Below are 23,742 nucleotides of genomic sequence, written 5' to 3'. Positions count from 1 at the left end.
CGCTGTTTCGCTCAGTCGCCTCTGGTAATGCCGTGTTTGCGCAGTTTTCGATACAAGGTATTGCGGCTGATGCCCAAGTGCTCGGCGACGCGGGTGAGATGCCAGTGTTTTGCCTCCAGGACCTCCTTCAGCGCTTGCCGCTCCGCGTCGAGCAGAACCTCGGTCCCTACAGACTCACCCTCAATCTCTGCGGCACCGCCGGACCTGTGGGAGCGGGCTTGCCCGCGAACGAGGGCAACGCCCTCGCCCTCTATTGCCTGGTCGGACATCGTGGGCTCGCCCGCCCCCACGGGAGGTGGGCTGGTGCGGATGACGGCGGGGAGGTCCGCAAAGGTAATGCGGGCATCTTCGCAAAGCGCCACCAGGGTACGCAGCACATTGCGCATCTGCCGCACGTTCCCTGGCCAGTTAAATGCGAGCAGCGCCTGCCGCGCCCTGGGCTCGATGTCTATCCATTGCCCCTGCGTCTCCTGACGTAGCAGAAAGTCCAGCAACTGCGCCTTGTCACTGCGTTCGCGTACCGCCGGCAGCGCGACCTCCAGGCCATTGAGGCGGTAATACAGGTCCTCGCGGAAACTGCCCTGTTCAACCCGTTCCAGCAGGTCACGGTGCGTAGCACTGACGATGCGCACGTCCACCGCCTGTGGCTCTCCCCCGATCGGCACCACCTGGCGCTCCTCCAGCACCCGCAGCAGTCGGGTTTGCAGGGCAAGCGGCATATCGCCGATCTCGTCCAGCAGCAAGGTGCCGCCATCGGCCTGCAACAGCTTGCCACGCATACCCTCCTTGCGCGCGCCGGTAAAACTGCCGCCGCGGTACCCGAACAGCTCACTCTCGATCAGGCTTTCCGGGATAGACGCGCAGTTGATGGCGACGAACGGCTTGCCGCGCCGCTCACTGGCCTGATGCACAGCCTGGGCGAAGGCCTCCTTGCCACAGCCAGTCTCGCCGCGCAGCAGCAATGGCACATTGCGCTCGAACACCCGCACGCTGCGGCGAAAATCATTTTGCAACGCAGGGTCAAGCAGACAGACCAGCGGCTCCACTTCACCTGCGGGCCGCGGGTGGGCGGCCGGCACCGACCACACCGGCGCCCGGGCCTGCCCCCGCAGGCTAGCGAACACCTGGCGACCGTCCAGGGTACGCAGCGGCCAGACGGCACTGCCGCCGGGCGTGGCACGGCTGAACATTTCGTCATGGCTGCACGCGAAAAAGCACTCCAACGGTTTGCCCAGCACGCCGCCCCGTACCGTGCCCAGCAGGTTCAGTGCGCTTTGGTTGGCAGCGCAAATGCGCCCATCGCCGTCGAACGCCAGCAAGCCTTCGCTGAACAGGCCGACCGACTCGGCTTGCAGGTGAAAACGCAATAACCATTGCTGCTCGAAATGGCGCAGGAAATAGCAGCTTTCGATCATCTTCGCCGAAAGGTTGACCAACGCCATGGTGTGGAACTGGCTTTGCCGCGATACATCGGGGCGCGCAGAGGACACGTCGAGTACCGCCAGCAGGTCGCCATGCGGGTCGAACACCGGGCTGGCCGAGCAGGTCAGCCCGGTGTGACGGCCACGGAAGTGCTCGTTCTGATGGATGGTCAGCGCCTGGCGCTCGACCAGGCAGGTGCCGATGCCATTGGTGCCCTCGCGCGCCTCGCTCCAGTCAGCGCCCAACCACAGCCCGGCACGCTCGAAGCTACGCCGCTCGGCGGGGGCACTGACGCAGTTGAGGATCACCCCGCGGGCGTCGGTCAGCAGCACCGCGTGGCCTGCGCCGGAAAGCTGCTGGTGCAGGCTGTTCATTTCATGGTCGGCAATTTGCAGCACCTGATGCAGGCGCTCGCGGCTTTCCAGCAGGCGCCCATGCTCAAGCACCACCGGCGCTTCGATCACCGCCGGGTCGAGGTGGTAATCCTCCAGGCAGCGCAGCCAGGAGCGGGCGATGGACGGGTCACTGCCGCCCTCCCCGGCCCCACCATGGGCAACGCTATGAACCTGCCGGGCATGGCGCGTGAAGTGATTGCTCTGCATTGTTGTAATTCTCCGCAGATAGAGCGTCAGCCCAGCATCCTCCACCCGGGTAGGCTTTGCAATGCACACGCCTGCGATGTGTCGCAAACGGCACAAAATGTCACCCCAGGCGTACCGACACCGGTACAGCGGCCCTTGATCAGCCCCGTAAAAATGACCCAAGTCATTGATTTGCCTGGCGTGGCCAACACTGGCCCAACCCTTGCTCTATGCTTTTCAACTCCCTAAAAAACACAATACCAAGGAGACACACCATGCGTTATGCACATCCCGGAACCGAAGGCGCGAAGGTTTCCTTCAAGAGCCGCTACGGCAACTACATCGGTGGTGAGTTCGTTACTCCGGTAAAGGGGCAGTACTTCGAAAATACCTCCCCGGTGAATGGCAAGCTGATCGCTGAATTCCCCCGCTCTACTGCCGAAGACATCGAGAAGGCCCTGGATGCCGCCCATGCTGCGGCCGACGCCTGGGGCCGCACTTCAGTGCAGGATCGCTCCAACGTTCTGCTGAAGATCGCCGACCGCATCGAGCAGAACCTCGAACTGCTGGCCATTACCGAAACCTGGGACAACGGCAAGCCGATCCGCGAAACCCTCAACGCCGACATTCCGCTGGCCGTCGACCACTTCCGCTATTTCGCTGGCTGCATCCGCGCCCAGGAAGGCGGCGCTGCCGAAATCAATGAAGGCACCGTGGCCTACCACATCCACGAGCCACTGGGCGTGGTCGGGCAGATCATCCCCTGGAACTTCCCGATCCTGATGGCTGCCTGGAAGCTTGCCCCGGCACTGGCCGCTGGTAACTGCGTGGTGCTCAAGCCAGCCGAACAGACGCCGCTTGGCATCACCGTGCTGCTCGAAGTCATTGGCGACCTGCTGCCACCTGGCGTGCTCAACGTAGTGCAAGGCTATGGCCGCGAAGCCGGTGAAGCCCTGGCCACCAGCAAACGCATCGCCAAGATCGCCTTCACCGGCTCTACCCCGGTGGGCTCGCACATCATGAAATGCGCCGCCGAGAACATCATCCCGTCCACCGTCGAACTGGGTGGCAAGTCGCCGAACGTGTACTTCGAAGACATCATGCAGGCCGAGCCAAGCTTCATCGAGAAGGCAGCAGAAGGCATGGTGCTGGCATTCTTCAACCAGGGCGAAGTGTGCACCTGCCCGTCGCGTGCCCTGGTGCAAGAGTCGATCTATCCGCAGTTCATGGAAGTGGTGATGAAGAAGGTGCTGCAGATCAAGCGCGGCGACCCGCTGGACACCGACACCATGGTCGGCGCCCAGGCCTCGCAGCAGCAGTTCGAAAAAATCCTCTCGTACCTGCAGATCGCCCAGGAGGAAGGCGCCGAGCTGCTCACCGGCGGCAAGGTCGAGAAGCTGGAAGGTGCGCTGGCTACCGGTTACTACATCCAGCCGACCCTGCTCAAGGGCAACAACAAGATGCGCGTGTTCCAGGAAGAAATCTTCGGCCCGGTGGTCAGCGTCACCACCTTCAAGGACGAAGCCGAAGCACTGGCGATTGCCAACGACACCGAGTTCGGCCTGGGCGCCGGCGTGTGGACCCGCGACATCAACCGTGCCTACCGCATGGGCCGCGGCATCAAGGCTGGCCGTGTGTGGACCAACTGCTACCACCTGTACCCGGCGCATGCCGCGTTCGGCGGGTACAAGAAGTCGGGGGTTGGGCGTGAAACACACAAGATGATGCTGGATCACTATCAGCAGACCAAGAACCTGCTGGTGAGCTACGACATCAATCCGCTGGGCTTCTTCTAGACCGCGTCGCCTTCTTCGCGGGTAAACCCGCTCCTACAGGTCCTGCGCTGGTCTTGAATCTTGCGCAATCCCTGTAGGAGCGGGTTCACCCGCGAAGAGGCCAGGCCGGCATACCCTAAACCCAGGGCGGCAACCGTGCACCAACCGCTCTGGCTCGCTTCCTGCAGTACCCATCACCATCGGCCCGGAACCCTCCCGGCCACCAAGAAAAACAACAGGTGAATCTATGCCAAGCGAACATTCCGCCGGATCGCCGGCAGGCTCCTCCGTCGACTTCGAGAAAGTCGGCTCTGACTATTTCCAGCAACGTGAACTGAAAAAAGGCGCCGCCGGCTGGGTACTGCTGGTCGGCCTGGGCGTGGCGTACGTCATTTCCGGCGATTACGCCGGCTGGAACTTCGGCCTGGCGCAAGGCGGCTGGGGCGGCATGTTCCTGGCCACCTTGCTGATGGCAACCATGTACCTGTGCATGTGCTTCTCGCTGGCCGAACTGTCGTCGATGATCCCCACCGCTGGCGGTGGCTATGGCTTTGCCCGCAGTGCCTTCGGCCCGTGGGGCGGCTTTTTGACCGGCACGGCGATCCTTATCGAATACGCCATCGCCCCTGCCGCCATCGCGGTGTTCATCGGCGCCTACTGCCAATCGCTGTTCGGTATCGGCGGCTGGATGATCTACCTGGCGTTCTACATCGTGTTCATCGGCATCCACATTTTCGGCGTGGGTGAGGCACTGAAGCTGATGTTCATCATCACCGCCATCGCCGCCATTGCACTCGCCGTATTCCTGATAGGCATGGTGCCCCATTTTGATGCAGCCAACCTGTTCGACATCGCCAAAACGGACGCCGTCGGCGCCAGCAGCTTCCTGCCGTTCGGCTATGTCGGCGTGTGGGCAGCCATCCCCTACGCCATCTGGTTCTTCCTTGCTGTCGAGGGCGTGCCGCTGGCCGCAGAAGAAACCAAGAACCCCAAGCGTGACCTGCCACGTGGCCTGATCGGCGCCATGCTGGTACTGCTGGCCTTCGCCTTGCTGATCCTGGTGGTCGGCCCGGGCGGCGCAGGCTCCGAGGCGCTGAAGGCCTCCGGTAACCCGCTGGTCGAAGCCCTGTCGAAGGCCTACGGCGGCTCAACCTGGATGGGCGGCTTCGTCAACCTGGTCGGTCTGGCCGGGCTGATCGCCAGCTTCTTCTCGATCATCTATGCCTATTCACGGCAGATCTTCGCCCTGTCCCGCGCCGGTTACCTGCCGCGCAAACTGTCGGAAACCAACAAGAGCAAGGCCCCGGTAATGGCCTTGGTCATCCCGGGCATCATCGGTTTTGCCCTGTCGCTGACAGGCCAGGGTGACTTGCTGATCCTGGTGGCAGTGTTTGGCGCTACCCTGTCTTACGTGCTGATGATGGCTGCGCACATCACCCTGCGCATCCGCCGGCCAAAGATGGAACGCCCCTACCGCACCCCGGGTGGCATCTTTACTTCCGGCCTGGCGCTGGTGCTGGCGTGTATCGCCGTGGTCGCCGGATTCCTGGTTGACCCGCGGGTAGTCATTGGCGCTGCAGTGATCTATGCGGTATTAATTGCCTACTTTGCTTTCTACAGCCGCCACCACCTGGTCGCGGGCACACCGGAAGAGGAATTCGCCGCGATCCAGAAGGCCGAAGAGGCCCTGCACTGATCGCCGCCACCCGCCGCGGGGCAACCCGCGGCTCTGGAGATTCTGTATGGCAAGTTTCGTACACACGGTCGGCCATCTGGTCTACCGCTTCGACAGCCTCAAGGAAGTGATGGCCAAGGCCAGCCCGGCACGCTCCGGGGACTGCCTGGCAGGTGTCGCGGCCAGCAACGACGGCGAGCGCGTCGCCGCGCAGATGGCGTTGGCCAATATTCCGCTGACGCACTTTCTCAATGAAGCACTGATCCCTTACGAAGCAGATGAAGTTACCCGCCTGATCATCGACACCCACGATGCCCAGGCCTTCGCCCCGGTCAGCCACCTGACCGTGGGTGGCCTGCGCGACTGGCTGCTGAGCGAGGAAGCCGACGAAAGCAGCCTGCGCGACCTGGCGCCCGGGTTGACCCCGGAAATGGCCGCTGCCGTGTCGAAGATCATGCGCGTGCAGGACCTGGTGCTGGTGGCGCAGAAAATCCGCGTGGTCACCCGGTTCCGCGGCACCATGGGCCTGCGCGGGCGCCTGTCGACCCGGCTGCAACCCAACCACCCGACAGACGAACCGGCCGGTATTGCCACCAGCATTCTCGACGGTTTGCTGTACGGCAACGGCGACGCCATGATCGGTATCAACCCGGCCACCGACAGCATCGCTTCGATCTGCGCCCTGCTGGAAATGCTCGACGCCATCATCCAGCGCTACGACATCCCCACCCAGTCCTGCGTACTGACCCACGTCACCACCTCGATCGAAGCGATCAACCGCGGCGTGCCACTGGACCTGGTGTTCCAGTCCATCGCCGGCACAGAGGCGGCCAACGCCGGCTTCGGTATCAACCTGAACGTGTTGCAGGAAGGCTACGAAGCAGGGCTGTCGCTGAAACGTGGCACCCTCGGGCAGAACCTGATGTATTTCGAAACCGGCCAGGGCAGTGCGCTCTCGGCCAACGCCCACCACGGCGTCGACCAGCAGACCTGCGAAACCCGCGCCTATGCCGTGGCTCGTCACTTCAAGCCGTTCCTGGTCAACACCGTGGTCGGTTTCATTGGCCCGGAATACCTGTACAACGGCAAGCAGATCATCCGCGCCGGCCTCGAAGACCATTTCTGCGGCAAACTGCTGGGCGTGCCGATGGGTTGCGATATCTGCTACACCAACCATGCCGAAGCCGATCAGGACGACATGGACACCTTGCTGACGCTGCTGGGTGTGGCCGGCATCAACTTCATCATGGGCATCCCCGGCTCCGACGACATCATGCTCAACTACCAGACCACCTCGTTCCATGACGCGTTGTACGCGCGCCAGACCCTGGGCCTGAAGCCCGGGCCGGAATTCGAGGCATGGCTGGCCCGCACCGGTATCTTCACCCAGGCAGATGGCCGGGTGCGCTTCGGTGACAACCTGCCGCCGGCCTTCCGCCAGGCCTTGGCACAGCTTGCATAGGGATGACCATGGACCATCGCACGCCTACCCCCGACAACCCTTGGCTGGCCCTGCGCAACCTGACCCCGGCGCGCATCGCCCTGGGCCGCACCGGCACCAGCCTGCCGACCGGGGCGCAGCTGGACTTCCAGTTCGCCCATGCCCAGGCACGAGATGCCGTGCACCTGGCTTTCGACCACGCCGGCCTGGCCAGCCAGCTGAGTGACCGCGGGCGCGAGAGCCTGGTGTTGCATAGCGCTGCCAGCGACCGCCACCAGTACTTGCAGCGCCCGGACCTTGGCCGGCGGCTGAACGAAGACTCGATTGCGACCCTTCGCCAGCATGCCCAGGCCAACCCCGGTGGCGTCGACCTGGCCATCGTGGTGGCTGACGGCCTCTCGGCACTGGCCGTGCATCGCCACACGCTGCCGTTCCTGACCCGCTTCGACGAACAGGCTGCCGCCGACGGCTGGACCAGCGCTCCGGTGGTGCTGGTGCAGCAGGGCCGTGTGGCAGTGGCCGACGAGGTCGGCGAACTGCTGGGCGCCCGGATGACGGTGATGCTGATCGGCGAGCGCCCGGGGCTGAGTTCACCCGATAGCCTTGGCCTGTATTTCACTTACGCACCCAAGGTCGGCCTGACCGATGCCTACCGCAACTGCATTTCCAATATCCGCCTGGAGGGGCTGAGCTATGGCATGGCGGCGCACCGCCTGTTGTACTTGATGCGCGAAGCCTGCCGGCGCCAGCTTTCCGGGGTGAATCTGAAGGACGAAGCCGAGGTCCATAGCCTGGAGAATGAAGACAGCGCCAATCAGAAAGGTAACTTCCTGCTCGGCAAAGGGTAAAAAACCTGTCACGGAAGGCGGATTGCACTTGTGCCGTGCATTGGGCAGCATGCCCTTGAACGCTGCTGGCATTCCGCTGTTTCCCAAATGGACTCTGAGGGCCGCACATGCGCATCATCAAAGCAACCCTGGAACACCTCGACCTGCTTACCCCGTTGTTCGTCAAATACCGTGAGTTCTACGGGCAACTGCCCTACCCCGACAGCTCGCGCAGCTTTCTGGAGAAGCGACTGAAGCGGGACGAATCGGTGATTTACCTGGCACTTCCGGATGATGACGACGGCAAACTGCTGGGCTTTTGCCAGCTGTACCCGAGCTACTCGTCGCTGTCGTTGAAGCGGGTATGGATTCTCAACGATATCTATGTAGCCGAGGACTCCCGGCGCATGCTGGTCGCCGACCACCTGATTCGCGAAGCGAAGAAAATGGCCAAAGAGACCAATGCCGTGCGCATGCGCGTGTCGACCAGCGCGAACAATGAAGTAGCGCACAAGACTTACGAATCCATCGGTTTTCGTGAGGATACCGAGTTCAAGAGCTACATCCTGCCCATCAGCCAGGATTGACCGGCACCGACCGCTTCGCGGGCACGCCCGCTTCCACAAGCAAGGTAATGATCCTTGTGGGAGCAGGCGTGCCCGCGAAGCGGTTGGTAAAGGAATACCCTTCTACCGTAACCCCCCGCTACAAACTCTCCGGGCATGTTCCTGACTTAGCCGTATAATGGCTCACCTGTCATGTGTGAAAATTTACCCTCCCCCCGGTAACCAAGCCTACGCCCAAGAACACAGGTGCTGTACATGGATTTCAACCCGCTGGACCTTATCCTGCATCTCGATGCCTACCTCGATCTGCTGGTCACCAATTACGGTCCCTGGATCTACGCCATCCTGTTCACCGTGATCTTCTGCGAAACCGGCCTGGTAGTGATGCCATTCCTGCCGGGCGACTCGTTGCTGTTCATCGCCGGCGCCGTGGCGGCGGGTGGCGGCATGGACCCGGTGCTGCTGGCCGGCCTGCTGATGGCCGCTGCAATCCTGGGCGACAGCACCAATTACGTGATCGGCCGAACAGCCGGCGAGCGTTTGTTCAACAACCCCAACTCCAAGATCTTCCGCCGGGACTACCTGCAACGTACCCACGATTTCTATGAACGCCATGGCGGCAAGACCGTGACCATGGCGCGCTTCCTGCCCATCTTGCGCACCTTCGCACCGTTCGTCGCGGGCATCGCTCACATGCACTACCCACGCTTCCTCGGTTTCAGCATTGCCGGTTCGCTGCTTTGGGTCGGCGGCCTGGTCACCTTGGGCTACTTCTTCGGCAACGTGCCGTTCATCAAGCAGCACCTGTCGCTGATGGTGGTGGGCATCATCATCCTGTCGCTGGTGCCGATGATTCTCGGCTTGCTGCGTGGGCGCCTGGGCCGTACGGCCAAGGCTCACTGAACAGGTAAAGAACAAACGGCATGTGGTCATTCAGCGCCTGGCGGCGCAAGCGTACTCTGGCGCGTTACCCGATCACGCCACAGCAATGGCAGACCGTACGCGAGCGGCTGCCGATGCTGGACGGCATCAGCGACGCGGAAGACCGCTGGCTGCGCGAAGCCTGCGTCCTGTTCCTGCTCGACAAGCACCTCACCTGTCTGCCCGGTGTCGAGCTGGACGACGAGCAGCGCCTGATGCTGGCCGCACAGGCACAGTTACCGCTGCTTCACCTGGGTGAGCTGAACTGGTACCAAGGCTTCCACGAAATCATCCTGTACCCCGACGACTTCAAGAGCCCCCAGCGCCACCGCGATGCCAGTGGCGTGGAGCATGTATGGGACGGCGAACACAGCGGCGAGGCGTGGCAGCAGGGGCCGATCATCCTGGCCTGGAACGGCGTGCAGGCCAGTGGTGGCTGGGAGGCTTACAACCTGGTCATCCATGAGCTGGCGCACAAGCTCGACATGCTCAATGGCGATGCCAACGGCCTGCCACCGCTGCACAGCAGCATGCCAGTTGATGAGTGGGCAACAGCCATGCAGCAGGCTTACGACGACCTCAACCAGCAACTGGACGCCAACCCCGACGCCGAAACCGCCATCGACCCCTACGCTGCGGAAAACCCGGCAGAGTTCTTTGCCGTTACCAGCGAGTACTTCTTTAGTGCCCCCGACCTGCTTCATCAGGCTTATCCACAGGTCTACCACCAGTTGTCGCTGTTCTACCGGCAAGACCCGCTGGCACGCCTGTGCCGGCTGCAGGCGGAACACCCCGAGTACCGCGAAAGCCACGCCTGACGGGCCCGCACATCAGGCCAAGCGTGGCGTGCCCCGGCAGAATGTGCCTATAATCGCCGCCACTTTTTGGTCAAACACGGGGGCACTGCCCAATGAGCTACAGCAAGATTCCGGCGGGCAAAGACCTGCCGAACGACATCTACGTCGCCATCGAGATCCCGGCCAACCACGCGCCGATCAAATACGAGATCGACAAGGACAGCGACACGCTGTTCGTCGACCGTTTCATGGCTACCCCAATGTTCTACCCAGCCAACTATGGCTTCATCCCGAACACCCTGGCTGACGACGGTGACCCGCTGGACGTGCTGGTGGTTACCCCTTACCCAGTGGCCCCAGGCTCGGTTATCCGCGCCCGTCCGGTTGGCGTGCTGAACATGACCGACGACGGTGGCGGCGACGCAAAGGTCATCGCTGTTCCTCACGACAAGCTGTCGCAGCTGTACGTTGACGTCAAGGAATACACCGACCTGCCAGCCCTGCTGATCCAGCAGATCGAGCACTTCTTTGCCAACTACAAAGATCTCGAGAAGGGCAAGTGGGTCAAGATCGAAGGCTGGGAAGGCGCCGACGCCGCCCGTGCCGCGATCACCAAATCGGTAGCTGCCTACAAGGGCTGATTCCGATTGCAGGAGAAACCCCGCTTAGGCGGGGTTTTTTTATGCAGGAATGGGCAATACGCACATTACTGGTAATAAATCCTACGCCGTCCTACACCAGAACCTTACAAACAACCACTTTTCATACAAACCCCGTCAACATCCGGTTCATATCCTGTCTGGCAATTCGCCGCTACACTCGCCGCCATGAACACTTCCGGCGACCGCCTCAGGGCCCTGCTCCAAGAATGTGGCCTGACCCCTTCCGATTTCGCCGCCCAGCGCAGCGTCACAGCACAGCACGTCAACAACTGGTTCAAACGCGGTGTGCCTTTGGCCCGGCTGGACGAACTGGCCGATCTGTTCTGTGTGCACCGGCGTTGGCTGCGCACCGGTGAAGGCCCCAAACACCCCAATCCACTCCTGCGCAAAGGCCTTCCACGGCCGGCGCCCGCCAACCCGCTTACCCCGCTGACGGAACATCGTGGCCGAGTATTGAAGGTACCCTACTACGAAGTGCGCAACGGCTTGCTGTCGCCGGTGGGCAGCAAGCACCTGCGCTTGCCGGCAAAAGCCCTGAAGGGCTTGGGTGTGCAAGCCGGCAACGCAATCTGCCTGGCAATGCCGACCAGCAACATGCTCCCGCTGATTCCGCTGCAAGCTACGCTGGCCATCGACCTGGGCATGACCCAGGTGGTCGAGGGCGAAACCTATGCCCTGCTGCAAAACGGCATGCTCAGGGTGAACAATCTCAGTCTTGGCCCGCACGACACCCTGTACCTGCACAGCCATGACCGGCGCAACTACACGGTCGAACGCTACACCGCTGCTCAGCGTCAGGCGCAGGGCCTGGAAATTCTTGGTTGGGTCTTCCACTGGTCACATTTCCGCCAGCAGCGGCCCAGCTGAAGCACCCTGTGCAATTTTTTGCTGGGCATCCTGCGCCCGCCCTTGTATGCTACGCCGCACATTAAGCCCCGACCGGCGCGAGCCGCGTTCCAGAGGGCTCGGCGATATCCCACACGGGCATCTGCCATCTCTTTCAGGCCCTTGATGGCCACACAGTTAAGGCGATTGCGGCTTACCATAAATTAGTCGGAAGCGTCCCCGAGAAGCCGGCCACAAGCCGGCTTTTTAATTTTGCAATGCCCCGTCCTGCATAAGGTTGACAGCTCCCGTCGTGCTCAGCCCCCCGCTGTTCACGTTCAGCCCGCAAGCGATTCTGGGGTGTCAGCTTCTTCTTGTCGCGCATATAGATATCAAGTGGATATTTCGAAATCTTCCAATGGAGGGTTTTTTCTGAAGGTGAGCGTTTCGCGCCAGACTATAATAAAACGATTAGATGTGCGCTGACACGTGCGGCCATCCTTGGAGATTACATTTAATCTGTAACGGCTTGATGTAGTGATGAGGACTTAGCATGAACGCCTTATTGAAAGAGCTGCACGCCTATCATCATGAGGTGGCTACCAAAATTACTCAGATCAAAGAATTACTGGAGAGGATAAGGCACGGCTCTGCGGGTGCCGATGACTGCAAGCTGTTGTTTAAGCAACTGGAAGCCTTGCACGGTGATGCAGAGCGGCACCACCATGAAAATGAAGAGCTTATTCGGCTGGTCTTGCTGACAACCGACGCACCGATTCACCAACGGGTCATGGCCATCGAGCAAGATCATAAAGCCTTCACGCGAATTGCCGGCCAGCTCAAGATGTTGGAGCAGTCAAAGCAAGAGGCCAGAGTAATTGCCGACACGATCGAAGACTTCATCAAGAAATATTATGACCATATGGATGCCGAGGAGAATATTTTCTTTCCGCTGGCAGACAAGTGGTTGTCAGACACCCAATGGCAGGAAATAAAGCATCAATGGCACCCATCGTAGATTTAATATACTTGAATTAAAAGCAAGCTGTTTATTAACACGCGGCCTCACAACTTTATGGCACTGATATCCGATGGTGCAGATACTTTCCCAAGTTTTTCATCATTCAGCCTCAAGGCCGCGCCCTTTGCGGGCGCGGCCTTGAGTTAAGGCGCACCTAGCGGCCACAGACCCCGTCAGAAGTCATACCGCGCCCCAACCATCATGCTGCGCGACGGCCCGTAGAAGTTGAACGTCGAGGTAGACCCCACCCGCGACAGGTAGTCCCGGTCGAACAGGTTGTTGACGTTGAGGGTGGCCGTCAGCTTCGAAGTCACCGGGTAAGACAGCATCGCATCCACCGTCGCGTAGCCCGGCGCGTCGATACGCACGCCGCCGTTTTCGGAGTAGAAGTTGCTCATCGCGGAAATTCCGCCACCAATCGCCAGGCCGGTCAGCGGCCCTTGGCTGATGGTGTACTTGCTCCAAAGCGAAGCCTGGTTGCGCGGCATGATGAAGAACGTGGTTTCGGCGTCCCCCTTGACGGTTTCGGTCTCCATCCACGTGTAGCCAGCCAGCAGTTCCCAGTTTGGCGTCAGCTTGCCGCTCACTTCAACTTCCGCGCCCTTCACGCGGGTCTTGCCGGATGCAACGGAATCGGTAGTGGCCACACCATCAGCATCGTACACGGTGGTAGCGCGATTCTTGTCGGTCAGGCGGAACACCGAGAAGCGCGTATTCAAGTCGCCGCCAAAGTAGCTGCTCTTGAGGCCGAACTCGTACTGCTCGCCTTCACGCGGTTTCAACACCCGGCCATTGCTGTCGGTGTCGGATTGAGGCTTGAAAACCTGCGAGTAGCTAGCGTACAGCGCGTGGTTCTCGGTCAAGTCATAGACCAGGCCCCCGTACGGGGTGAAGTGGCCGTCCACACGTTTGCTGTCATTGGTCGTAGCACCGCTGCTCAGGGTGGTGGTGTAGAAATCACCGCGATACCAACTGAAACGGCCACCGGCAATCAGCGCAAGGCGCTCGATCGGGCGGAAGGTGACCTTGGAATAAAGGCCGTATTCCTCTTCCTGCATGCCGGTCTCGGTGCTGTAGTTGGGCGACGGTTTGGCGAACTGTTTAGGCGAGTAGGTGTTGACGTTGATGGCACCCAGGTTGGTGGTGCCGTTGAGATACTCGGTGTCGTAGTTCTTGTAGTCGCTGCCCACCACGAACTCGCTGACCTGGCCAAAGGTTTCGAACGGCTGGCTGTAACTGGCGTCCAGCGAGTAGGTGTCCTGAGTGAAATCGCGGGCGCTGGCGCGTTCGGAGTTGGCGCCGGTATTGGCGTTGGTGGCGGTGAAGGCGTAAAGATAATTAGTATCGCGGTGCGAGCCACGGGCAGCGACACGACCATAACCGCCGTTGTCGAAGCGGTGGGTCAGCTCGGCGACCAGGTCGGTGGTCTTGCCATCGAAGTAGTTCCAGTCGGCCCCCAGGAAACGGGAGTGGCTGAAGTCGGGCACTTCACCGGACAACGTGGCCGGATAGCCGTTGTGCGGGGTGATGTTCTTCACCTCGTGCATCAGGCCGAACGACAGCGTGGTGGCCTCGTCCAGGTCGATATCCAGCGCACCGTAATAGCTGTTGCTGGTGTTGGCGTTGTAGTCCACCTCGCCATTGGTGTCGTCACGGGACGCAATGAAGCGCCCGCGCACGCGACCGCCGGCGTCCAGCGGACCGCTCAGGTCGATTTCTTCATGGTTGGTGTCCCAGGTGCCGTAGCTGCCTTCGATATGGCCCTGAAATTCGGCGGTCGGGCGCTTGCGTACCATGTTGACGATACCGCCCAGTTCGCTGGTGCTGCTGAACAGCCCGGCCGGGCCACGCATGATTTCGACACGGTCGAACGCGGCCAGCGACGGTACGGTGCCAAAGATGCTGGCCATGGGGGCCGGCAGGCCATCGATGTTGAATTCGCTGTACTCGTAGCCACGGGCGTAGATCGACGAACGGCCGCTGTCGTTGGTCAGGGTGCGCAGGCCGGCGGTGTACTTGGCCAGGTCATCCAGATGTACGAACTGGCGATCCTTGACGTAGTCCTGGGTGTAGACGGTGATCGACTGCGGAATGTCCTTGAGCGCTGCCGGCGTCTTGGTGCCCACGGTAGCGGCATCGACGCTGTAACCGCCGGTTTCTTCCGAAGGCAGCATGTCGTACAGGCGGTTGCCTTCGATGGTCAATGCAGGCAGATCAAGCGAGGTGTCTTCGGCCGCCGCCTGGGTCGCTACCGTTTCGGCCACTGCCGATAAAGAAAACGGTGCCAGCAACCCCAGCGCCAGCCATCCCCGCACCCGTTGCAAGCTGCCCACACTTTTGAAACCGGTCATGACACACCCTTCGCCCAAATGATATTGAATCGCAAACGAAACAAGTTGCTTTTTGCGAACGATACCGGAGCGAAAACCAGGGTGCAGCAGGATTAACCTTCTTAACACATCAAGGCGTTGCCCTTTCCCTGCAGCCAGTGGGATGATTCGCAACTGATAAAAGTTCTCATCAAGGCTCGCCGTGCCCACCTCACTTCTCCTTGCCGAAGACGACCCACGCCTGCTTCAGGACCTGGAACGCCATTTCCGCAACCGCGGTTTCCAGGTGCACGCCTGCGCCAGCGGCACCCAGGCCCTGAATGCCATACAGCAATCGCAGTTCGAACTGGTGCTGCTGGACATCATGCTGCCAGGCATCGACGGCCTCAGCCTGCTCGATGCCCTGCGCCGCCAGCAGGCAGTGCCGGTCATGCTGATGTCGGCACTAGGGGCCGAGCAGGATCGCATCAGCGGCTTCACCCGTGGTGCAGACGACTACCTGCCCAAGCCCTTCAGCCTGGCGGAGCTGGACGCTCGGGTGGATGCCTTGCTGCGTCGCGTAGCATTCGATCGTGGTACCGCGCTGCGTGCCGACGTGGGGGAGGTGATGCTGGACCACGACCGCCAGGACGTTATCCACAACGGCAACGCCGCTGGCCTTACCGCTTCCGAATTCCGCTTGCTGGTCACGCTGCTGGCCCACCCCGACGAAGCGTTGAGCAAGCCCTTCCTGTACCAGACCGTGCTGCACAGGGCCTATACCCGACTGGACCGAGGCCTGGATGTGCATGTGTGCAACCTGCGCCGCAAACTGGCCGACATCAGCGCCCAGCACCTGCAGATCCAGGCCGTGCGTGGCCAAGGGTACATCCTGGTCGACACGGAGCAGGCCTGATGCGTCGCCACCCGTTGCTGTGGAAACTGGCCTTGCTGCAAGTCAGCTTCTGCCTGTTGCTGATCTGGCTCATCTGGACCTGGGGCCTTTCGGTGGAACGCAGTACCTATTTTCTGTCCCAGGCCGATCAGGACTACCTGGCACGTTATGCTCAACAGGCCGAACAGGCGTTGGAGCAGGACGGCGCGGTCGGCATCGAAGCCTGGCGCAAGCAGGTGGAACGGGCCGAGGACACCTGGGTGGCCGTGATCGGTCCATACCTTCAGAGCCTTGGCACCACGCCGCTGAGCGCCGAGGAAGCCAGCCACCTGACATTCATGCGCAAGCTCGACTGGCCGATGAGCCGGCGCCTGCAGGATGAACTGCCCTACGTCAGCATCGAATTTCCGCAACACCCCGAGCATGGCCGCCTGGTGCTGCAACTGCCCGAACGGCTGCTACCCACTGGCCTGACACCCTGGACCCATGTGGTCACGCATGGCGTTGCCCCCGCACTACTGGCCCTGCTGCTAGGCCTTGCGCTATACCGGCATCTTGTCGTGCCGCTGAACCGCCTGCGCGACCGCGCCGACGCCCTGCGGGCCGATGACCTGGACAGCCCCGCCCTGCCCCTGCAGGAACGCCGTGATGAGCTGGGTGAGCTGGCTCAGGCCTTCGAGCACATGGCCGGGCGCCTGCGTCAGAGTCTTGAGCAACAACGCCTGCTGTTGCGCACGCTGTCTCACGAATTGCGCACGCCGCTGGCGCGGCTGCGCATCGCCCATGACAGCGACTTGCCACCGCCGCAGTTGCGCGAGCGCCTGGACCGTGAGGTGGGGGACATGCAGAAGCTGCTGGAAAACACCCTCGACCTGGCCTGGATGGACACCGAACAGCCCAGCCTGGCGACCGAGCCGGTATTGGTACTTTCCGTGTGGGAAGCCTTGTGCGAGGACGTCTGCTTCGAAAGCGGCTGGGACCGTGCGCGCCTGCCGTGTTCACTTGGCACCGACTGCCTGGTGCAGGCCCATCTGGACAGCCTGGCCCAAGCCCTGGAAAACCTGTTGCGCAATGCCATTCGCCACTCGCCGACCGAAGGCCGGATCAGCCTCGATGGCTGGCGCTCAGGCGCCTGCTGGCACCTGCGCCTGAGCGACCAGGGGCCAGGCGTACCTGATACCGACCTTGAGCGCATTTTCAAGCCCTACCAGCGCCTGGCCGACAGTGGCGCAGGCTTCGGCCTGGGCCTGGCTATCGCCCGTCGCGCCATCGAACTGCAAGGCGGGCGGTTGTGGGCCAGCAATGGGCACCCGGGCCTGTGTCTGCACATGACCTTGCCTGCGGCCTGAGACTGTTTAGAAAGTTAATGCGCTTTACGCTCGATCGGGACTGGTTATCATCTGGGCGCTCAAGCCTTGCGCTCCTTGCAAAGCCCTGACGAGACGCCCGATGAGCAAGAAGACCCTGATGCTGGCCTTGGCACTTGCCCTGGCGGCCCCTCTTGTCCTGGCCCAGCCCGAGCATGACCAGAAGATGGACACGTCGGTGTTACAGCGCCAGGACCTGGCCTATCACTTCAGCCAGCTTGATCTGGACTCGGCCGATGGCCTGCGTCACTACCGCCTGTGGGTTGGCAAGCCGAATCGTCCAGCGCCGGCATCGGGGTACCCGGTGCTGTGGATGCTCGATGGGAATGCTGCGCTGGGGACGCTGGATCAGCAGCAACTGGACAGGCTCGCAGCGGGCCAGGCGCCCCTGCTGGTGGCGGTGGGTTATCCGACCGAACTGCGCATCGACAGGGCCGGCCGCACGCTGGACTACACCCCGGCGCTGCCGGAGCAGGCGCAGCAGCGTGACCCACTGACCGGCCAGCCCAGCGGCGGGGTCGATGCGTTCCTGAAGCTTCTGACCGGGCGCATGCGCACGATGGTGTCGGCTGTGGCGCCGATCGATCCGCAACGACAGACGCTATGGGGGCACTCCTATGGTGGCCTGGCCGTGCTTCACGCACTGTTTACCCGCCCCGGCGCATTCAGCCTTTACGCTGCTGCCAGCCCGTCACTGTGGTGGCGCGATGGCGTGATTGTCCGGGAGGCGCAAGGACTTTCCTCACGCCTGGGCGAGGCGCGCCCGCACCTGTTGCTGATGCGCGGCGGGCAGGAGCCCGCCAGCCCGCATGGTTCGCCGCACGAGAACGACGAGTTGCCTGCGCGCCAACTGGCGGCAGATCTGGCCGCGATCAAAGGCCTCGACGTGCGCTTTGAGCGCTTCGAGGGTCTGGGGCATGGGCCCATGCTGGGCGCCTCCCTGCGCAGGGTGATCGAAGGCATGTCTGGCCAGTGACCAGCCCTGTGCCTGCCCGGCTCAACGTTGCGCGTACTTGAGCACGTACAGGCACAGCTCGCGGTAGACATCGACAGGCAACTGCGACATCAGCCTCTGAGCCTGGCCGAGGGTTTTGCAATTGAGTTCGGCCATCGCCCGACGGTGTTCCGAACCCAGCAGGCCGGCATGCACCACCTGCGCATACTGAATATAGGAACAGGGGAAATCGGCCTGGGGACTGCGCTGGACCTTGAAGTTGATCTTCAGGTCTGCCCCGCGGAAGAAAGCTCTGCCCTGGTAGGTCTGCTGGGGCACGAGGAGCCCTTTTTCAGGACAGGTGCTGTGACAGACCGGCAGACTGTTCTTTTCCGTCTCCAGGCCACGTCGATAGATCACGATTTCAGAACCCGGTACCTCGATACAGGCGTTTTCGAAAGCATCGATGATGGACCTGCCATTGATTTGCGCCTCTTCGATCTGCGTCAGGCTGACCACACGCTCGATCTCATGATTGGCAACGCTGTTGACCACACGGTCCAGGGTCGACCAGTGGCTGAACTCTTTCTGACACGCTACCAGATGAACCTCGCTCTGATAGCCCTGCCGGGCGGCTTCAGGTGGAAAATCAGCGAAATGAGGGCTGTCGAGCGCGGTCTCCATGATGATGTTGTATTTGTTTTCCATCGCATACGTGCAAACCATGGCCCCCAGCCGCCAGATGAACGACTCGGTATGCTCGTAGACATGCAGCACGCCTTTGTCTTCCATCGCCCGATAATGAGGGTGCAGTTCACGAAAATGGGTTTCGTCAAGGCGAACATAATTGTCGTAGCGCCCGCTCTTCAACAGCGTTTTTTCCAGCAAGTACGTTTTACCCGAGCCCTGTGCACCGGCAATGATGAGCATTTTGGGCTTGAGCACGCCGTCGACGTAGTCGCGTTTCTTGTCGAACAATGTGTCGGCGACCTTTCTGAATGCGAGATGGAGATCGGTATCGGTAAAAGGATAGAGAAAGGACATGACGGTTCGTTTCCTAGGCTTGCCAAAGTGACCGTCACGAAGGTAGGCGCTGCGGCAGGTGAAAAGGGGTAGATGGTTACTGCTGCAAGTCTCGTCGAAGGTAGTAGAACCGCGGGTTGCCACTGGGGTGGCCCTGTGCTGTATGCTTGGTCGGTCTTCAGGGCGGGGTGTAAGTCCCCACCGGCGGTAAATCGAAAGATAAGCCCGCGAGCGCCCCGACCATGTCGGGGGTCAGCAGATCTGGTGCAACTCCAGAGCCGACGGTCATAGTCCGGATGAAAGAAGGCGTCATGCAGGGGCCATCCGGGCGCCCTTGCGCGCGCATTTTGTTCGCCCCGAGACGTTCATCGATCATTCACGAGGAGCGTTTCATGTTCACCCAGCACCACGCGCAATTCCCCAATGTTTCCGCCGCCATCGCCGCCTTCCAGGCCGGGCGCCCTGTACTGTTGCTCGACGATGACGACCGCGAGGACGAAGCGGACATCATTGCCGCCGCCGAGAACATTTCGCTGCAGACCATGGCCATGATGATTCGCGATTGCAGCGGCATCGTCTGCCTGTGCCTGGACGAAGCCACCGTCGACGAACTGCAGCTGGCACCCATGGTGCAGAACAACCAGGCCCGTCATGGGACCGGCTTCACCGTCACCATCGAGGCGGCGGAAGGGATCACAACCGGGGTTTCGGCCCAGGATCGTATTACCACCATTGCCGCAGCACTGAGTTCCAGCGCCGAACAGCGCCATATCGTCAGCCCGGGGCATGTTTTTCCGCTGCGCGCCCGCAATGGCGGCGTGCTGACCCGCCGTGGACACACCGAAGGTTCGGTAGACCTGGCGCGCCTGGCCGGCCTGCGCCCGGCAGCGGTCTTGTGCGAGCTGATGAACCCCGATGGCAGCATGGCCCGTGGTGAGCAGGTGGCGGTATATGCACGGCAGTACAATTTGCCGGTGCTGACCATCGAGGAGCTGGCGCGGTACCGTGAGGCGATGCTTGAACGGGAAGCAGAGCCGGCCTGATCCGAACCGGGACGCTTTGCGGTCCTTGTGTGAGCGGCCCTTTCGCTACACAGGGCCGCTGCTCCGTCGGTCTGCATAAGCCGAGCAGTTGCCGGAAGTTTGCTACCCCCGCCCCGCTCTGCTAGTGTCGCGCCGTTCTGAATGCCACCGAGACAGTCGCCATGGCCCGCAAAAAAGCCTCCCTCGATTTCGAGCAATCCCTCGCAGACCTGCAAGCACTGGTCGAGCGCCTGGAGAACGGCGAGTTGTCGCTGGAAGAGTCGCTGGCCGCCTTTGAACAAGGCATCGCCCTGACACGTGACTGCCAGGGCGCCCTGGCCCAGGCCGAACAGAAGGTGCAAATTCTGCTGGAGCGCGACGGTGAACTGGCTGCCCAGCCCTTCGACGCGGAGCCGGAAGCATGATTGGCACCTACCAGGCCGGTTGCCAGGCGCGAGTCGACGCAGCCCTCGAACCGCTGTTCATCGCCCCGAGCAAAGAGCTGGAACGCCTCTACGCCGCCATGCGCTACAGCGTGATGAACGGCGGCAAACGCGTGCGCCCGCTGTTGGCCTATGCGGCCTGCGAAGCCTTGGGCGCCCCGGCCGAACAGGCCAACGGCGCAGCCTGCGCGGTAGAGCTGATCCATGCTTACTCGCTGGTGCATGACGACCTCCCGGCCATGGACGACGACGACCTGCGTCGCGGCCAGCCGACCACCCACAAGGCTTTTGACGAAGCGTGCGCAATCCTCGCGGGCGACGGTTTGCAGAGCCTGGCTTTCAGTGCCCTGCTCGACCCATGCCTGAGCCCTCAGATCGACAGCATTCGTCTGGCCATGGTTCAGGTACTGGCCAAAGCTGCCGGCCCGGCCGGCATGGTTGGCGGCCAGGCCATCGATCTCGGTTCGGTGGGCCAGAAGCTGGACCAGCAGGCGCTGGAGTTCATGCACCGGCACAAGACCGGCGCGCTGATCGAAGCCAGTGTACGCCTCGGCGCCCTGGCCAGTGCCCGTGCCGAACCGGCGCAGCTGGATGCCCTGCAGACTTATGCACAGGCCATTGGCCTGGCATTCCAGGTGCAGGACGACATCCTCGACGTGGAAAGCGACACCGCCACCCTGGGCAAACGCCAAGGTGCAGACATAGCGCGTGACAAACCGACCTACCCGGCCCTGCTGGGCCTGGAAGCCGCCAAAGTCTATGCAATCGAACTGCGCGACCAGGCGCTGGCTGCACTGCAAGGGTTCGGCGAAACGGCCGAACCGCTGCGGGCCTTGGCGCGTTACATCGTCGAACGCCGTAACTAAAAAGCTTCACCTATCCCTGTAGGAGCGGGTTTACCCGCGAATGCGATCTTGAATTTGCCGACGCATTCGCGGGTAAACCCGCTCCTACAGAGGGCCGCGTAACCTGTGGTCGAATGGGCACTTTTCCCACAATGGGGTAAACTGCCGCGTCTTCACAAACCTATAACGACTCGCCTGATGCCCACGACGTTTCAAGAGATCCCCCGCGAACGCCCGGTCACGCCGTTGCTCGACCGCGCTGACACGCCTGCCGGCCTGCGCCGGTTGGCCGAAGCCGACCTGGAAACGCTGGCCGACGAACTGCGCCAGGAATTGCTCTACACCGTCGGGCAGACCGGTGGGCATTTTGGTGCCGGTCTGGGCGTGATCGAGCTGACCATCGCCCTGCACTACGTGTTCGACACCCCGGACGACCGGTTGGTGTGGGACGTGGGGCACCAGGCCTACCCGCACAAGATCCTCACCGGGCGCCGTAACCGCATGCTCAGCCTGCGCCAGAAGGACGGCATCGCGGCCTTCCCGCGCCGCAGCGAAAGCGAGTACGACACCTTTGGCGTTGGCCACTCCAGCACCTCGATCAGCGCCGCGCTGGGCATGGCCATTGCTGCCCGCCTGCAGAACAGCGCACGCAAGTCGATCGCGGTGATCGGTGATGGCGCGCTGACCGCCGGCATGGCATTCGAGGCGTTGAACCACGCCCAGGAAGTCAATGCCGACATGCTGGTGATCCTCAACGACAACGACATGTCGATTTCGCGCAACGTCGGCGGCCTGTCCAACTACCTGGCCAAGATCCTCTCCAGCCGCACCTACGCGAGCATGCGCGAAGGCAGCAAGAAAGTGCTGTCGCGACTGCCAGGCGCCTGGGAAATTGCCCGTCGCACCGAGGAATACGCCAAGGGCATGCTGGTGCCAGGCACGCTGTTCGAGGAACTGGGCTGGAACTACATCGGCCCGATCGACGGCCACGACCTGCCCACCATGATCGCCACCCTGCGCAACATGCGTGACCTGAAAGGCCCGCAGTTCCTGCATGTGGTGACCAAGAAGGGCAAAGGCTTCGCCCCTGCCGAGATTGACCCGATCGGCTACCACGCCATCACCAAGCTGGAGCCGGCCGACAAGCCGGCTGCGCCGAAGAAAGCCAGCGGTCCGAAATACTCCGCGGTGTTCGGCCAGTGGCTGTGCGACATGGCCGCCGCCGACAACCGCCTGGTGGGCATTACCCCGGCAATGAAGGAAGGCTCGGACCTGGTCGACTTCAGCGAGCGCTACCCTGAGCGCTACTTCGACGTTGCGATCGCAGAGCAACATGCCGTGACCTTGGCGGCCGGCATGGCCTGCGAGGGCAGCAAGCCGGTGGTGGCGATCTACTCCACTTTCCTGCAGCGTGCCTACGATCAGCTGATCCACGACGTGGCGGTGCAGAACCTCGACGTGCTGTTCGCCATCGACCGCGCCGGCCTGGTCGGCGAGGACGGCCCGACCCACGCCGGCAGCTACGACCTGTCGTACCTACGCTGCATCCCGGGCATGCTGGTGATGACCCCCAGCGACGAGAACGAACTGCGCAAGATGCTCAGCACCGGCCACCTGTACAACGGCCCGGCCGCTGTACGGTACCCGCGTGGTACCGGCCCGAATGCGCCGATCAGCGGTGACCTGCAACCACTGGAGATCGGTAAAGGCGTGGTCCGCCGCCAGGGCGAGAAAGTGGCCCTGCTGGTGTTCGGCGTACAACTGGCCGAGGCCATGCAAGTGGCCGAACAGATCAACGCCACGGTGGTCGACATGCGCTTCGTCAAGCCGTTGGACGAGGCGCTGGTGCTGGAGCTGGCAGGCAACCATGAGCTGCTGGTAACCATCGAAGAGAACGCCATCATGGGTGGCGCGGGCGCTGCGGTGGGTGAGTTCCTTGCCAGCCAGGCAGTGCTCAAGCCGCTTCTGCACCTGGGGCTGCCGGATATCTATGTCGAGCATGCCAAGCCTGCGCAAATGCTGGCTGAGTGCGGGCTGGATGCAGCCGGGATCGAGGCTTCGGTGAAGGCTCGCATGGCCAGGCTCGGGCTCTAGGGCGCTTTCGCGGGTAAACCCGCTCCTACGACGGCCTGCGCCCGATCACCGATGTGTGCTCACTGTAGGAGCGGGTTTACCCGCGAATACGGTAGCGGCGGCGACGGTGAACGGCTGGTGAAAATTGGCTAGCAGGCCCGGCCCTTTCGCGGGTGAACCCGCTCCTACGGCGGGCTGCGCCCGATCACCGATGTGTGCTCACTGTAGGAGCGGGTTTACCCGCGAATACGATAGCGGCGGCGACGGTGAACGGCGGGTGAAAATTGGCCAGCAGGCCCGGCCCTTTCGCGGGTAAAC

General features: G+C 62.0%; 20 protein-coding genes and 1 riboswitch. Of the genes, 17 read left to right on the top strand and 3 right to left on the bottom strand.

From position 1 onward, the window contains the following. Positions 1 to 11 precede the first annotated feature (11 nt). Positions 12 to 2,024: a sigma-54-dependent Fis family transcriptional regulator gene (locus FQ668_RS02090; protein ID WP_053868080.1), complete on the bottom strand. Its 2,013-nt coding sequence runs from the start codon at positions 2,022 to 2,024 to the stop codon at positions 12 to 14. 254 nt (positions 2,025 to 2,278) lie between these two features. On the opposite strand from FQ668_RS02090, the gene FQ668_RS02085 reads away from it, so the two are divergent. The 10 genes from FQ668_RS02085 (at position 2,279) to FQ668_RS02040 (ending at position 12,510) form a co-directional block, all read left to right on the top strand. Next, on the top strand, positions 2,279 to 3,799 hold the full coding sequence (locus tag FQ668_RS02085; protein ID WP_014589537.1) for an aldehyde dehydrogenase family protein: 1,521 nt from the start codon (positions 2,279 to 2,281) through the stop codon (positions 3,797 to 3,799). Between the two features lie 226 nt (positions 3,800 to 4,025). Beyond that, on the top strand, positions 4,026 to 5,474 hold the full coding sequence (gene eat, locus FQ668_RS02080; protein WP_014589536.1) for an ethanolamine permease: 1,449 nt from the start codon (positions 4,026 to 4,028) through the stop codon (positions 5,472 to 5,474). A 46-nt stretch (positions 5,475 to 5,520) separates the two neighbouring features. Continuing rightward, a complete protein-coding gene (locus FQ668_RS02075) occupies positions 5,521 to 6,915 on the top strand; it encodes an ethanolamine ammonia-lyase subunit EutB (protein ID WP_144179862.1) in 1,395 nt (464 codons plus the stop codon). A gap of 8 nt (positions 6,916 to 6,923) precedes the next feature. Further along, positions 6,924 to 7,742: an ethanolamine ammonia-lyase subunit EutC gene (eutC, locus tag FQ668_RS02070; protein WP_014589534.1), complete on the top strand. Its 819-nt coding sequence runs from the start codon at positions 6,924 to 6,926 to the stop codon at positions 7,740 to 7,742. 107 nt (positions 7,743 to 7,849) lie between these two features. Beyond that, positions 7,850 to 8,308: a GNAT family N-acetyltransferase gene (locus FQ668_RS02065; RefSeq protein WP_003255360.1), complete on the top strand. Its 459-nt coding sequence runs from the start codon at positions 7,850 to 7,852 to the stop codon at positions 8,306 to 8,308. Between the two features lie 234 nt (positions 8,309 to 8,542). Then, the gene (locus FQ668_RS02060; protein ID WP_014589532.1) at positions 8,543 to 9,190 is read left to right on the top strand and encodes a DedA family protein; all 648 of its coding nucleotides are present in this window, start codon (positions 8,543 to 8,545) and stop codon (positions 9,188 to 9,190) included. A gap of 20 nt (positions 9,191 to 9,210) precedes the next feature. Continuing rightward, on the top strand, positions 9,211 to 10,026 hold the full coding sequence (locus FQ668_RS02055) for a zinc-dependent peptidase (RefSeq protein WP_014589531.1): 816 nt from the start codon (positions 9,211 to 9,213) through the stop codon (positions 10,024 to 10,026). A gap of 92 nt (positions 10,027 to 10,118) precedes the next feature. Then, the gene (gene ppa / locus FQ668_RS02050; protein WP_003255365.1) at positions 10,119 to 10,646 is read left to right on the top strand and encodes an inorganic diphosphatase; all 528 of its coding nucleotides are present in this window, start codon (positions 10,119 to 10,121) and stop codon (positions 10,644 to 10,646) included. A 186-nt stretch (positions 10,647 to 10,832) separates the two neighbouring features. Further along, entirely contained in the window at positions 10,833 to 11,534 is a 702-nt protein-coding gene (locus tag FQ668_RS02045; RefSeq protein WP_053868078.1) for an XRE family transcriptional regulator, read from the top strand. A gap of 511 nt (positions 11,535 to 12,045) precedes the next feature. After that, entirely contained in the window at positions 12,046 to 12,510 is a 465-nt protein-coding gene (locus tag FQ668_RS02040; RefSeq protein ID WP_053868077.1) for a hemerythrin domain-containing protein, read from the top strand. 176 nt (positions 12,511 to 12,686) lie between these two features. Here the strand turns inward: FQ668_RS02040 and FQ668_RS02035 are convergent, their stop codons facing one another. Next, entirely contained in the window at positions 12,687 to 14,864 is a 2,178-nt protein-coding gene (locus tag FQ668_RS02035) for a TonB-dependent siderophore receptor (protein WP_014589520.1), read from the bottom strand. A gap of 181 nt (positions 14,865 to 15,045) precedes the next feature. Here FQ668_RS02035 and FQ668_RS02030 point away from each other — a divergent pair, with 181 nt between their 5' ends. From FQ668_RS02030 to FQ668_RS02020, 3 genes are all read left to right on the top strand, one after another. Then, positions 15,046 to 15,738 (top strand): response regulator transcription factor, encoded by a 693-nt coding sequence (locus FQ668_RS02030; protein WP_014589519.1) that lies wholly within the window; start codon positions 15,046 to 15,048, stop codon positions 15,736 to 15,738. Further along, positions 15,738 to 17,066, top strand: coding sequence for a sensor histidine kinase (locus FQ668_RS02025; RefSeq protein WP_026031900.1), 1,329 nt, complete (start codon positions 15,738 to 15,740; stop codon positions 17,064 to 17,066). The genes FQ668_RS02030 and FQ668_RS02025 overlap by 1 nt, the downstream gene beginning before the upstream one ends. 100 nt (positions 17,067 to 17,166) lie before the next feature. After that, positions 17,167 to 18,060, top strand: a complete 894-nt coding sequence (locus tag FQ668_RS02020; RefSeq protein WP_053868075.1) for an alpha/beta hydrolase — start codon at positions 17,167 to 17,169, stop codon at positions 18,058 to 18,060. A 21-nt stretch (positions 18,061 to 18,081) separates the two neighbouring features. Here the strand turns inward: FQ668_RS02020 and FQ668_RS02015 are convergent, their stop codons facing one another. Next, positions 18,082 to 19,062, bottom strand: a complete 981-nt coding sequence (locus FQ668_RS02015) for a zeta toxin family protein (RefSeq protein WP_053868074.1) — start codon at positions 19,060 to 19,062, stop codon at positions 18,082 to 18,084. Positions 19,063 to 19,211: 149 nt separating this feature from the next. Further along, positions 19,212 to 19,353, top strand: a riboswitch (FMN riboswitch). An 80-nt stretch (positions 19,354 to 19,433) separates the two neighbouring features. On the opposite strand from FQ668_RS02015, the gene ribB reads away from it, so the two are divergent. From ribB to dxs, 4 genes are all read left to right on the top strand, one after another. Beyond that, entirely contained in the window at positions 19,434 to 20,084 is a 651-nt protein-coding gene (gene ribB / locus FQ668_RS02010; RefSeq protein ID WP_014589515.1) for a 3,4-dihydroxy-2-butanone-4-phosphate synthase, read from the top strand. 161 nt (positions 20,085 to 20,245) lie between these two features. Next, the gene (locus FQ668_RS02005) at positions 20,246 to 20,488 is read left to right on the top strand and encodes an exodeoxyribonuclease VII small subunit (RefSeq protein ID WP_003255380.1); all 243 of its coding nucleotides are present in this window, start codon (positions 20,246 to 20,248) and stop codon (positions 20,486 to 20,488) included. Continuing rightward, entirely contained in the window at positions 20,485 to 21,372 is an 888-nt protein-coding gene (gene ispA, locus FQ668_RS02000; protein ID WP_014589514.1) for a (2E,6E)-farnesyl diphosphate synthase, read from the top strand. The genes FQ668_RS02005 and ispA overlap by 4 nt, the downstream gene beginning before the upstream one ends. 177 nt (positions 21,373 to 21,549) lie before the next feature. After that, the gene (gene dxs, locus FQ668_RS01995; protein WP_053868073.1) at positions 21,550 to 23,445 is read left to right on the top strand and encodes a 1-deoxy-D-xylulose-5-phosphate synthase; all 1,896 of its coding nucleotides are present in this window, start codon (positions 21,550 to 21,552) and stop codon (positions 23,443 to 23,445) included. The last annotated feature ends 297 nt before the right edge of the window (positions 23,446 to 23,742 follow it).

The organism is Pseudomonas sp. Kh14, assembly GCF_900291005.1.
Taxonomy (GTDB): domain Bacteria; phylum Pseudomonadota; class Gammaproteobacteria; order Pseudomonadales; family Pseudomonadaceae; genus Aquipseudomonas; species Aquipseudomonas alloputida.
Note: the sequence above shows the minus strand (reverse complement) of the source record. Positions and strands in the feature narration are given on the sequence as shown.